The sequence below is a fragment of the Microbacterium sp. AG157 genome (genome assembly GCF_003385695.1).
GTDB classification, from domain to species: Bacteria; Actinomycetota; Actinomycetes; order Actinomycetales; family Microbacteriaceae; genus Microbacterium; species Microbacterium testaceum.
This window is the reverse complement of record NZ_QRDK01000004.1, coordinates 226,313-238,895: the sequence shown is the minus strand read 5'-3', so window position 1 is coordinate 238,895 and position 12,583 is coordinate 226,313. Positions and strand designations below refer to the sequence as shown.

The 12,583-nt window shown below is 70.3% G+C and carries 10 protein-coding genes and 1 tRNA gene; 5 read left to right on the top strand and 6 right to left on the bottom strand.

Annotation, left to right across the window (positions count from 1 at the left end):
• Positions 1-184: 184 nt before the first annotated feature.
• From DEU35_RS13885 to DEU35_RS13865, 5 genes are all read right to left on the bottom strand, one after another.
• Positions 185-260, bottom strand: a tRNA-Ala gene (locus DEU35_RS13885).
• A 40-nt stretch (positions 261-300) separates the two neighbouring features.
• Positions 301-1,209, bottom strand: coding sequence for a 3-methyladenine DNA glycosylase (locus tag DEU35_RS13880; RefSeq protein WP_116239850.1), 909 nt, complete (start codon positions 1,207-1,209; stop codon positions 301-303).
• Positions 1,206-1,916: an SOS response-associated peptidase gene (locus tag DEU35_RS13875; RefSeq protein WP_116239849.1), complete on the bottom strand. Its 711-nt coding sequence runs from the start codon at positions 1,914-1,916 to the stop codon at positions 1,206-1,208. The genes DEU35_RS13880 and DEU35_RS13875 overlap by 4 nt, the downstream gene beginning before the upstream one ends.
• A 154-nt stretch (positions 1,917-2,070) precedes the next feature.
• Complete coding sequence (locus tag DEU35_RS13870; RefSeq protein ID WP_103209186.1) at positions 2,071-3,102, bottom strand: App1 family protein; 1,032 nt, start codon at positions 3,100-3,102, stop codon at positions 2,071-2,073.
• A gap of 5 nt (positions 3,103-3,107) precedes the next feature.
• Positions 3,108-3,788: a DedA family protein gene (locus tag DEU35_RS13865; RefSeq protein ID WP_103209189.1), complete on the bottom strand. Its 681-nt coding sequence runs from the start codon at positions 3,786-3,788 to the stop codon at positions 3,108-3,110.
• 42 nt (positions 3,789-3,830) lie between these two features.
• On the opposite strand from DEU35_RS13865, the gene DEU35_RS13860 reads away from it, so the two are divergent.
• A complete protein-coding gene (locus DEU35_RS13860; protein ID WP_258873568.1) occupies positions 3,831-5,069 on the top strand; it encodes an anthranilate synthase component I family protein in 1,239 nt (412 codons plus the stop codon).
• Between the two features lie 65 nt (positions 5,070-5,134).
• Positions 5,135-7,708, top strand: coding sequence for a leucine--tRNA ligase (gene leuS, locus DEU35_RS13855; protein WP_220340857.1), 2,574 nt, complete (start codon positions 5,135-5,137; stop codon positions 7,706-7,708).
• A gap of 172 nt (positions 7,709-7,880) precedes the next feature.
• Here the strand turns inward: leuS and DEU35_RS13850 are convergent, their stop codons facing one another.
• On the bottom strand, positions 7,881-8,378 hold the full coding sequence (locus DEU35_RS13850; protein WP_116239846.1) for a DUF2087 domain-containing protein: 498 nt from the start codon (positions 8,376-8,378) through the stop codon (positions 7,881-7,883).
• Between the two features lie 108 nt (positions 8,379-8,486).
• Here DEU35_RS13850 and DEU35_RS13845 point away from each other — a divergent pair, with 108 nt between their 5' ends.
• The 3 genes from DEU35_RS13845 to holA all read left to right on the top strand — a co-directional run bounded on the left by DEU35_RS13845 (position 8,487) and on the right by holA (position 12,580).
• Positions 8,487-9,182, top strand: a complete 696-nt coding sequence (locus DEU35_RS13845) for a helix-hairpin-helix domain-containing protein (protein ID WP_309545569.1) — start codon at positions 8,487-8,489, stop codon at positions 9,180-9,182.
• Positions 9,183-9,265: 83 nt separating this feature from the next.
• On the top strand, positions 9,266-11,533 hold the full coding sequence (locus DEU35_RS13840; RefSeq protein ID WP_116239845.1) for a ComEC/Rec2 family competence protein: 2,268 nt from the start codon (positions 9,266-9,268) through the stop codon (positions 11,531-11,533).
• Between the two features lie 9 nt (positions 11,534-11,542).
• Entirely contained in the window at positions 11,543-12,580 is a 1,038-nt protein-coding gene (holA, locus tag DEU35_RS13835; protein WP_116239844.1) for a DNA polymerase III subunit delta, read from the top strand.
• Positions 12,581-12,583 lie beyond the last annotated feature (3 nt).

The following is a 12,583-nucleotide window of genomic DNA, read 5'->3' as shown; positions in this document are numbered from 1 at the left end:
TCCAGCCCTTCGCGCGTCGCGTCGCTCACCAAACGCGCCTGAATCGGATCGCGTCAGCAGAATCGGATGCCGCGGCCCCTTGCATCCGCTATCGATGCGAAGATCCGGATCCGGTGCGCAGCGGGAGCCCGAGAAGCGCTCACCGAACGACGAAAGCCCCCGCAGAAGCGGAGGCTTTCTCTTGTGGTGGACCTGAGGGGACTCGAACCCCTGACCCCCTGCATGCCATGCAGGTGCGCTACCAGCTGCGCCACAGGCCCATTTTCTGTTTTCCGCCCCGTTTGAGGCAACTCCATGAGCTTACAACACAGATCGGGAGTGCAAGAAATCGGCGCCGCCGGGCGTGTCGTCGGATGCCGCCACCGCGAGCAGGACGGCCCTTCGCAACCGCTGGGCGCGAGCGCTGAGGGCTCTCTGTCGCGCAACGTACTCGCTCTTCCCCTCGGGCGTTTCGATGGGCACCGGCGCATAGCCCCACGCGGTGAGATCGTACGGCGAGGCCTGCATATCGAGCGCGCGGATGTCGCGCGCGAGCTCGAACGCGTCGAGCAGCAGCGGACCGGGAACCAAGGGTCCGAGCTTCACGGCCCACTTGTAGACATCCATTCCGGCGTGCAGGCACCCGGGCTGCTCGCGCGCGGCCTGGTCCTCGCGTCGGAGCGGTGTGCGGTTGAGTGGTACCGCCTCGGGAGTGAAGAACCGGAAAGCGTCGAAGTGCGTGCACGTGAGGTCGTGGGCGTCGACCACCGCGTCCGTACCGTCGCGGCCGAGACGCAGCGGAACGGCGTGCCGCACCTCGTCGGAGCGATAGGCCATGGCCCACTCGTGCAGCCCGAAACATCCGAACCGTGCGGGTCGGTCGAGCGTTGCACGCAGCAGGTTGACGATCCCGCGGTACATCGACCCCTTCTCGATACGGAAACGCTCGGCATCCACCTCTACTCCGGCGCCCTCGGTCCGGTACCAGCGCCACGTGGAGCGCTCTCCGGCCCCCTCGAGCAGGACGCCCGCCCCCGGGTGCCACCGTCGCAGAATCGCGGGCTTGTAGGAGTAGTACGTGAAGAGGAAGTCCTCGACCGGGTGCTTCTGCGCCCGGCTCGCACGAGCGCGGTGATCAGCCGTGAGCGCGTCGGCTCGGGCCGCGTGTGCCTCGATGGCGGCCGTCCACTCTTCGCGCGTCAGGACGTTGTGAGTCGCGAGTTGCGTCACTCGACCGGCTCGATGAGCTCGGGGGAGTCGTTGCGGACGTTGCCCACCGCCGAAGAGACCACATGGTCGTCGAGGGTCTCGGCCATGTCGGGAGCGGCGTCGATGGCCGCATCGAGGATGTCTCCGACGTTCTCGGTCGTGGGGTCGAGCCAGGCGTCGGCGAAGTCGGGGTCCATGAACAACGGCATGCGGTCGTGGATGGATCCCAGTCGCCCGATCGCGTCACGGGTCAGGATCGTGCAGCTCAGCACCCAGCGCGCCGGGTCGTCGTCGGCGAGAGCGGGGTCTTTCCACCACTCGTAGAGCCCCGCGAAGAAAAGGGGCGACCCGTCGGCGGGGTGGATGTAGTGCGGCGTCTTGCCCTCGTCGGTGGTCTTCCACTCGTAGTACCCGGATGCCGGGATCACGGCGCGTCGCTTGATGAGCGCGTTGCGGAACATCGGCTTGTCTTCGACGTCTTCGCTGCGCGCGTTGAACGCCCGCGCGCCCATTGCGCGGTCTTTCGCCCACCCGGGGATGAGGCCCCACCGCGCCACCTCGAGGCGGCGCACCGGTGGCTCGCTCTTGATCGAGTCGAGCACGATCGCCACCTGCGAGGTGGGAGCGATGTTGTACGAGGGCTTCGGCAGTTCGTCGGCCTCGACGTCGACGCGCAGCACCCCCACGAGCTCGGAGGCCACGTTGGCTACGACGAATCGACCGCACATGCCTCCACCGTACGCGTCCCCTCCGACATCGGACCGCGGGCCGGGCCGAGGCCGCGGACGGCCTCGCGATATGCGCCACCTCGATCCCGGGTGCGACCGCCATCGCGCTTGTCGCCGAACAGGCGCACGGCGACCGGCGCCGCGGCATCCGGGATCAGGCGTCGTTCGAGATGACGCCCGTGCTGCGGAGTCGGTCGAGAAGGCCCGCGCCGTCGGACTCGGTCACCCACGGCACCTCGGCCGCGGAGTGGTCGTCGACCACGGTGCGGCCACCGGCGAGCACCGCTTCGGCAGGGAGGAGCTTGCGGATCGCCACCGCGGCGACGTTCTGAGGGTGCTCGATGGCGAACCCGGTATAGATCGCGTCGTCGTGCTGCCCGTCGTCGCCGACCAGCAGCCACTTCACCTGCGGGAATTCCGTGGCGAGGCGGCGGAGGTTCTGTTCCTTGTGCTCCCGACCGCTGCGGAACCAGCGATCGTGCGTCGGGCCCCAGTCGGTGAGCAGGAACGATCCCGCGGGGAAGAGATGTCGGCGCATGAAGCGCGTGAGGGTCGGTGCGACGTTCCATGCGCCGGTCGAGAGGTAGATCACCGGCGTACCGGGGTGCTCGCGAGTGAGGCGTTCGAGCATCACGGCCATGCCCGGCACGGGCTGGCGCGCGTGCTCGTCGACGACGAACGAGTTCCAGGCGGCGAGCAGCGGGCGCGGGAGCAGCGTGACCATGACGGTGTCGTCGATGTCGCTGACGACGCCGAACCGCACGCCGGAGCCCACGATGAACACGCGTGTCTCGGCGGGCTCGCTGCCCTCGACCGACATGGTGATGGTCTGCCAGCCGGGGGAGAGGGTCGCGGGGAGCTTCGCGTCGATCACTCCGCCGCGGTCCGCGACGACGCGGTGCGTGACCCCGTCGATGACGACATCGACCTGGGCGAAGCCGACGGGAACGGCGGCGAAGCTGCGCCACCCCCGCAGGCTCGCGAACTCCCCCGTGGAGGTGCGCTTGATGGGCGGGGCGATCAGCACGCGGCCGAGAACGCGTACCCACTCCTCGGAGCCGTACCCCGGGAACCCGGTGACGGCCGGACGCAGGCCGCGGGCGCGCGCTCGACGTTCGCGCCAGCGGTGGAAACGGCGCTCGAGTCGGGCGAACCAGAGCACTTTGGCGCGAGGAGAGCGAGGCATCTCCCTCAGTCTTTCACGTCACCGTCCACCGGTTCGAGGGGGGCGGCCTCATCGGCGAGGTGACGGCGTTCCATGCGCTCGATGATCTTCTTGCCGACGAAGACCAGCACGAAGAAGACCACGAGGATGCCGACGAAGACATAGCCCGCGTAGTGGATGCGGTCGGAGAGCTCGCGGTAGGTACCCGCGGCCGAGGCCGCCACCGTGACGTACAGGCTCGACCAGACGAGGCACGCGGGAGTCGTCCACGCGAGGAAGCGACGGTAGCTGTAGCCGCTCATGCCGACCGTCAGCGGCACCAGGGAATGGAGCACCGGCAGGAATCGTGACAGGAAGATCGCCGGTCCGCCGCGCCGACGCAGGTACCGGTCGGCGCGCTCCCAGTTGCGTTCGCCGAGCTTCTGTCCGAGGCGCGAGGCGCGGATGCGCGGACCGAAATAACGGCCCAGCCAGAACCCGAAACTCTCGCCGATCAGGGCCCCGACGACGATGGCCGCGGCCAGCACGACACCCTCGAGCGGCGAGGCGACGGCGGTTCCCGCGACGATCACCATGGTGTCGCCCGGAACGATGAGGCCCACGAGCACGCTGGTCTCGAGCATCATGGCCACGCCCGCGACCACGGTACGCAGCACCGGGTCGACGTCGCGGACCAGGTCGAGCAGTGACGTGAGAATATCGTTCACCTCCGTCAGCCTAGGCCCGCCGCACCGCTCTAGCCTGGGAGCGTGCCCCGCTCGCTTCCCCCGTTCACCCTGGCGCGGTGGAAAGACCCCGAGGCGATGTTCCTGCACCTCTTCGCTGCGGCGGGCGATGCGTTCTGGCTCGACGCCGGCCGCGACGCCTCATCGGGGTGGAGCTGGATGGGCACCGGGCGCCTTGACGCGGGTGACCGGGCCCTGCAGAGCGATGTCGCAACGTTCGGCGACGCGACCGATGACGCCGGTCCGTTCCGCGGCGGATGGGTCGGTTGGCGCTCCTACGAGGGCCGGGACTCCTGGCTCCGTGTCGACACCTTCCTCGCGTTCGACCACACCCGGCGACGCGTGCACGTCTTCGGCGACGCCGACCTCGCCGCACGGGCCGCCGCCGCGCCGCCGGCCGTGGCCGTCGATCCCGCGGCGAACCGGGGCACGGCATCCGCTCGCGTGAGTCCCGACCGCTACGCCGAGCTCATCGAGGCGTGCCGCGCTCGGATCCGCGAGGGCGACGCCTACCAGCTGTGCCTCACCACCCGCTTCACGGTGCCGGGTGAGCACGACGCGGTCGCGGTGTTCCGGCGGCTGCGGCAAGCCTCCGCCTCGCACCACGCGGGTTTCGTCCGCATCGGTGGCGCGACGCTGGTGAGCGCTTCTCCCGAACGCTTCCTCGAGGTGCACGACGGCCGCGTGCACACCCACCCCATCAAGGGCACGCGTCCGCGTTCCGCCGATCCCGCTCGCGATCGCGCCCTCGCCGACGAGCTGCGGGCGGATGCCAAGGAGCAGGCCGAGAACGTCATGATCGTCGACCTGATGCGCAATGACCTGTCGCGCGTCTGCGAACCGTCGACGGTCGGGGTCGACCGACTCCTCGACGTGGAGACGTATCCGACCGTGCATCAGCTCGTGAGCGAGGTGTCGGGGCGACTCCTGCCCGGGACCACGATCGCGGAGCTGCTCGACGCCGCGTTCCCGGCCGGAAGCATGACGGGGGCTCCGAAGAGGTCTGCGATGCAGATCCTCGCCGAGCTCGAGGGAGCCGAGCGCGGCATCTACTCCGGCGCCTTCGGCTGGATCGGCGACGACGGGGCGGCAGACCTCGCGATGGTCATCCGGAGCGTCGTCGTGGAGCGGGATGCCGCCTGGGTCGGCGCCGGCGGCGGGATCACGTGGCGCTCGGTCGCGGCATCCGAGGTCGCCGAGGTGGGGATCAAAGCGCGAGCGCCCCTCGCCGCTCTCGGTGCCCGAGTACCGCCCGGGTGGTGACGGCGGGTCCGATAGCCTGGGAGTTGGTCCCCGCGGCCTCCCGACCTTCACGATTGGCTTCACCCGTGTCTCAGAACTCCGCAGCAGACCCCCGCGAGGGGGGCTTCGACACCCACGCCATCCAGGCGAAGTGGCAGCAGGCTTGGGCCGAGAAAGACCCGTTCCGTGCCGGGGGCGACGATGACAAGCGCCCCCGCAAGTACGTGCTCGCGATGTTCCCCTACCCCTCGGGCGACCTGCACATGGGCCACGCCGAGAATTACCTCTACAGCGACATCGTGGCGCGCTTCTGGCGCCACCGCGGCTACAACGTGCTCAACCCGATCGGCTGGGACTCGTTCGGCCTGCCCGCAGAGAACGCCGCCATCAAGCGCGGCGCCGACCCCGTCGAGTGGACCTACGCCAACATCGCGCAGCAGAAGGCGAGCCTGAAAGACTACGGCGTCTCGTTCGACTGGAGCCGCGTGCTGCACACCAGCGACCCCGAGTACTACCGATGGAACCAGTGGCTGTTCCAGAAGCTGTACGAGAAGGGCCTGGCCTACCGCAAGGACGCCCTGGTCAACTGGGACCCGGTGGATCAGACCGTGCTCGCCAACGAGCAGGTGCTGCCCGACGGCACCTCCGAGCGCAGCGGCGCCGTCGTCGTCAAGAAGAAGCTGACGCAGTGGTTCCTGCGCATCACCGACTACGCCGACCGCCTGCTCGACGATCTGAACCAGCTCGAGGGCTTCTGGCCGAGCAAGGTCATCCAGATGCAGCGCAACTGGATCGGCCGCTCGATCGGCGCTGACATCGAGTTCGAGATCGAGGGCCGCGACGACAAGATCACGGTCTTCTCCACCCGCCCCGACACGCTCCACGGAGCGACGTTCTTCGTCGTCGCGCCCGAGTCCGATCTGGCGACCGAGCTCGCGGCATCCGCGGATCAGGGGGTGCGCGAGACGTTCGAGGCATACCTGGCTCAGGTGCAGCGCGCGACCGACATCGAGCGTCAGGCGACCGACCGCCCCAAGACCGGGGTGTTCCTCGGTCACCACGCGATCAACCCGGTGAACGGCGAGAAGCTGCCCATCTGGGCCGCCGACTACGTCTTGGCCGACTACGGTCACGGCGCGGTCATGGCCGTGCCCGCGCATGACCAGCGCGACCTCGACTTCGCCCGTGCCTTCGACCTGCCCGTGAAGGTCGTCGTCGACACGACAGCGCCGATCACCGGCGCGATCCCGGTCATCGAGCTCGACGACGAGGGCGTGCCGATCGACCCGCTCGGCGACATCGACGACCTGGATCCGGTCAAGACCGGCATCGCGCTCACCGGAGACGGTCGCATGATGAACTCGGGCTCGCTCAACGGGCTGTCGAAGCGTCACGCGATCACCCGCATGATCGAGGAGCTCGAAGCCAAGGGCGTCGGCCGCGCCGCGAAGACGTACCGCCTGCGCGACTGGCTGATCTCGCGTCAGCGCTACTGGGGGACGCCCATCCCGATGCTGCACGGGGAGGACGGCTCGATCACGCCGGTTCCCGCCGACCAGCTGCCGGTGACGCTGCCCTCGGTCGAGGGGCTCGACCTCAAGCCCAAGGGAACCTCGCCGCTCGGCGCGGCCACCGACTGGGTGCAGGTGACCGACCCCGAGACGGGCCAGACGCTGCTGCGCGACCCCGACACGATGGACACCTTCGTCGACAGCTCGTGGTACTACCTGCGCTTCCTGTCGCCGAACAGCGAGACCGAGGCGTTCTCCGCCCGCGAGGCGAACAAGTGGGGCCCCGTCGACTTCTACATCGGCGGCGTCGAGCACGCGATCCTGCACCTGCTGTACGCGCGCTTCATCACCAAGGCCCTCTTCGACATGGGCCTGGTGGAGTTCACCGAGCCGTTCTCGAGCCTCATCAACCAGGGCATGGTCATCCTCGACGGCACGAAGATGTCGAAGAGCAAGGGCAACCTGGTGCTGTTCCAGGAGGAGCTCGACGCCCACGGTGCCGACGCCCTGCGCGTCGCGCTCGCCTTCGCGGGCCCCGTGGAAGACGACAAAGACTGGAACGACGTCTCGACGACGGGTGCGGCCAAGTTCCTCGCCCGCGCCCTGCGTATCGCTCACGACGTCGACAGCGAGACCGACGTGGTCTGGGCCGAGGGCGACTCCTCGCTCCGCCGTGTCACGCATCGCCTGCTGGCGGATGCCGCGAACCTCATCGAGCAGACGAAGTTCAACGTCGTCGTCGCCCGCCTGATGGAGCTCGTCAATGCCACCCGCAAGGCGATCGACGGAAAGGCCGGCGCGAGCGACCCCGCCGTCCGCGAGGCGGCCGAGGTCATCGCGATGACCCTCGACCTCTTCGCCCCGCACACCGCCGAAGAGATGTGGGCGACGCTCGGCTACGACGGTTTCGTGGGACTCGCGACCTGGCGTCAGGCCGACCCCACGCTGCTCGTCGAAGACACGGTCACCGCCGTCGTGCAGATCGACGGCAAGGTGCGCGGCACGCTCGAGGTCTCGGCCAAGATCGGCGCCGACGAGCTCGAGGCCCTCGCCCGCGGCGACGAGCGCATCGTCCGCGCCCTGGGCGAGCGGGAGATCGTGCGCGCGGTGGTGCGTCCGCCGAAGGTGGTCAGCTTCTCGACGAAGTAGGTTCTCGCTCCGGATGCCACGTCCCCGGCGCTCTGCGGAGTGCGCGGGGCCGTGGCATCCGGCATGTGGAGAGGTCCGCCTGGCGCGTGCGGCGCCGGGCGGGTGATCGCCTGTGGCACGTGCTGATCCCGCGAGTCGCGCTCGTTCGCAAGGAGCGGTGCTCTCGGATCGCTCACCGGGCGCGGGAGTAGACCGTGCCGTCTCGCGCGCGGTGTAGGAGACCCGCGTCGACGAGGTAGCGGCGCATCGCAGCGACATCGTCGACGATCTGCGCGAGCCGGTCGTTGATCTCGCGCTCGCTCAGCGTCTCGCCGGGGGACAGCACGCGCTCGGCGATGCGCGCGTGGACCTCGTCGCGGTCGGCGACGCGGGAGGGATACGTCGCGAGGCGGCCGTCGACGAACAAGCGGTCCACACCCGTCGGACGGGTCACCGGAGGTGCGGCGGCGAGGGCCTTTCGGAAGACGTCGGGTTCGACGCGCCACGCCTCACCGTCGAACGAGACGAGACCGGCCGTGTGCAGGGTATCGACGACGCGACGGCGTTTGCCGGTCGACAGCATGTCGAGCGCCGGCTCGATGGGCTGATTCAGCACGATCCGTGCGTAGATATCGCGCGCGTTGTCGTCGGCGAGGGCGGATACCAGCGCGCGCCAGGCGTTCGGGGACATCGCTCCAGGCTAGGTGCGGGTCCTCCACATCAGAAGAATGCATGTGGCTGTCCACCGGCAGGCGTTTGCACTCCACGCGGAGGAGGACCGTTCGCCTAGCGTCGTGGCGTGACCGACCGGCCCCTCTCCACGACCGCGGCGACGCCGGGCGCCCCGCGCGAAACGGAGCAGGGTCCAGGCAACGCAGAGCGTGATTCCGCCGGCCCCGTGATGGGCGCCCTGCCCCCTCGAGCCCGCCTCAGAATCGGGGCGGTGATCGTCCTGGTGCTCCTCGCCTTCGCCGTCACCATCGGCATCGGCATGCTGCGGGGCGCGACGGGTGCCCAGATCGTCGAACCGACGCCGTCATCTTCTTCGTCGCCCGCGGGTCTGCCCGCCGGAACGGGACTGTACGTCCACGTCGCGGGCGCGGTGCGTGAGCCGGGGCTGTACCGGTTGGATGCCGGCGACCGGGTCGCCGATGCGATCGGTCGCGCCGGAGGCTTCTCCGACGATGCGCAGCGCGACGCGGTCAACCTGGCGCGTCCCGTGGCCGACGGCGAGCAGATCGTCGTTCCCCTTGTCGGCGCCGAGACCGTCGCCCCCGCCTCCGGTGCGGGCGGCGGCGCCAGCGGACCTCTCGACCTCAACACCGCCACACGCGAACAACTCGACGAGCTCCCGCGCGTCGGGCCGGCGATGGCCGACCGCATCCTGGAGTGGCGCAAGACGAATGGGCGTTTCACGAGCGTCGACGATCTGCTGTCGGTCCCGGGGATCGGCGAGAAGATGCTCGCCGGTCTTCGAGACCTGGTGCGCGTGTGAGGGGCCGACCCGGTGCGCGCCGACGTTCTCTTCGTGCGGTCTCCGTCGCCGCAGCGACTTGGGCCGCCGCGGGCGGGGCGACGATGGTCTCGGATGCCACCGTGTTCTCGGTGGTGCTCACCGTCGCTGCGTCTGCGGCCACCGCACTCTACGCGTGGCGACGCACCGCGCTCCTCGCCGTCGTGGCCGTCGCCCTCGCCTGTTCGGCTGCCACGGCGGGGGCCGTGGCGTCGGCGAGTCCGGCCCGGGGGCAGATCGCCGCCCTCGAGACCGACGGGGGACGACACCTCGAGCTCGAGGTCGTCGTCACCGGGCGCATCGACGGTTCACCCGACGGCGGGGCCTGGTTCGACGCGGTCGCCACACGCGTTCGCGCGGGAAAGCTCGCCGTGACGGGCACGATCCCCGCTCGCGTCCTCGTCGATCCGGAGGGACGTTCGGCGCTGGCCGATGCGAGCATGGGGAGCGAGGTCCGGCTGACCGGACGGGCCGTGCCCTCCGACCCGGCGGATCGAGCCGCTCTCGTCGTGCGGGCGAGCTCGATCGAAACCGCCTCGGCCCCGGGAGGGGTGTGGGCCGTCTTCGAGGGGCTCCGCGACGGTCTCGTGGCCTCGACACGGGGCCTCCCACAGCCGGGGGCAGGTCTCGTCCCCGGCCTCGCCGTGGGCGACACCTCCAGCCTCGACCCCGCCACCGAGGCCGCCATGAACGCCTCGTCGCTGTCGCACCTCACCGCGGTCTCTGGCACGAACTGCGCGATCGTCGTCGGTGCGGCGTTCGCCGTGCTGGCTCTCTGCGGAGCGTCCCGAGGCGCACGGGTGGTGGGGGCGATGCTGGTGCTGACCGCTTTCGTGGCTCTCGTGACGCCCGAGCCCAGCGTCGTCCGCGCCGCCGCCATGGCGACGGTGGCGATGATCGCCCTCGCGCTCGGGCGCCCCGCGATCGGTGTGGCGGTGCTGTCGCTCGCGGTGACGGTTCTTCTCGTGATCGACCCGTGGCTCTCCCGATCCCTCGGCTTCGCTCTCTCGGCCGCCGCCACCGGGGCTCTGCTGGTGCTCGCCCGGCCGCTGGCCACCGGCCTGGAACGATGGATGCCACGCGCCCTCGCCCTGACCCTGGCGGTGCCCACCTCGGCCCAGCTCGTCTGCGGACCGCTCATCGTGCTGATCGATCCGCACGTCCCCTTGCTGGGCGTCGCGGCCAACCTCGTCGCCGACCCGGCCGCCGCCCCGGCGACGATCGCGGGGGCACTGGCCTGTATCGCCCCGTTCCCCTGGCTACGAGACGGGCTGACCGCACTCGCCTGGGTGCCGGCGGCCTGGATCGCCGCCGTCGCGCACACGACCGCGGCGGTGGCGGCGCAGAACCTGCCGTGGCCCGACGGGCTGTTCGGGGCGACGCTGCTGGCTGCGGTCGGAGCCGCCATCAGCCTCGCCGTCATCCGGCCACGAAGGCTGCCGAGAATCACCGCTCTGGCCTCCGCCGCCGTCGCCGTCGTGCTCGGCCTCATGCTCGGGCAGACGGCCGTGCGCACGGTGGCAGGGCCGCTCACGGTTCCTGCCGCGTGGCAGGTGGCGATGTGCGACGTGGGCCAGGGCGACGCGACGCTGTGGCGATCGGGGGACGCCGTGGCTCTCGTCGACACCGGGCCGGAGCCCGAGGCTCTGACCCACTGCCTGCAGACGTTCGGGGTGGAGCGCTTGGCCGTTGTCGTCCTCACGCACTTCGATCTCGACCACGTGGGCGGATCGTCGGCGATCGTGGGCCGGGTGGACCTCCTCGTCCACGGGCCGCCCGACGAGGCGAACGACGAGCGGCTCCTCGACCGGTTCGCGGCCGCAGGAGCCCGCCTCCAGCTCGCGACGATCGGGATGACGGGAGCCGTGGGCACGACGCGATGGCAGGCGCTCGGCCCGCTACCGAACGCCGAACCCGGCAACGACGCCTCGGTCGCCCTCGACGTGGTCGGTGGGGGTTTCCCTCGTACCGTGCTCCTGGGCGACCTCGGGGAACAGGCGCAGTCCGCCCTCCGCCGGCGCATCGACGTCCCCCGCGTGCAGGTCGTGAAGGTCTCGCACCACGGCAGCGCCGATCAGGATGCCGCGCTCTACCGCGCTCTGCACCCCACGATCGGGCTCATCGGCGTCGGTGCCGACAACGACTACGGTCATCCGACCGCGAAGCTCCTCGGCCTCCTGACGGCTCTCGGAACGACCGCGGCACGTACCGATCGTGACGGCGCACTCGCGGTCTGGCTCGATGCAGACGGACGGTTGACGCTGTGGCGGGAGCGAGCCGACGCGGGGATCGGCGACTCGCCGCCGCCCGGCGATGTCGGAACCGATCGGTAGGCTGGGAGAGTGACCCCGGCTCCCCGACGCTCCACCCCCGCCAAGGCGAAGTCGGCCATCCCGCAGGTGTCATGGAGGTCCCCCCAGCCCGCGCCCCTCGTCCTGGTCTCGGGCCCCGAAGAGGTCTGCGCCGAACGCGCGATCGCGGGCATCCGATCGATGCTGAAGAGCGAAGACCCCAGCCTCGAGGTCACCGACATTCGCGCCGACGACTACGCCGCCGGCACCCTGCTCAGCGTCACGTCGCCCTCCCTGTTCGGCGAGCCGCGCCTCGTCCGCGTCAGCGGCGTCGAGAAGTGCAGCGACACGTTCCTCATCGAGGCGGTGTCCTACCTCGCCCACCCGCAAGACGGCGCGACCGTCGTGCTGCGCCACACGGGTGCGAGCGTGCGCGGGAAGAAGCTGCTCGACGGCATCCGCGCGGGTCAGGGCAACGGCATCGAGATCGCGTGCCCCGCGGTCAAGCGCGACTCCGACCGCTTCGACTTCGCCGTCGGCGAGTTCAAGGCTGCGCACAAGCGCATCGCCCCGGTCGCTCTGCGCTCTCTCGTCTCGGCGTTCGCCGACGATCTCACCGAGCTCGCCGCCGCCTGCCAGCAGCTCATATCCGACGTCCCCGGCGACATCGACGAGCGCACCGTCGAGCGCTACTACGGGGGGCGCGTCGAGACCTCGGCCTTCACCGTGGCCGACACCGCCATCGCCGGCCAGTACGGCCCCGCTCTTCTCGCGCTGCGGCACGCGCTGGCATCCGGAGCCGACCCAGTGCCCCTCGTCGCCGCCGTCGCCATGAAGCTGCGCACGATGGCCCGCGTCGCGGGAACCCGGGAGTCGTCGTCGGTGCTCGCCCAGCGCCTCGGCATGAAGGACTGGCAGGTCGACCGCGCCCGCCGCGACCTCGTCGGGTGGACCGGAAACACGCTGGGCATGGCGATCCACGCCACCGCACGCGCCGACGCCGAGGTCAAAGGCGCGTCGCGAGACCCCGTCTTCGCTCTCGAGCGCATGATCACGATCATCGCGACACGGGCACCCTACGGCGGCTAGCCG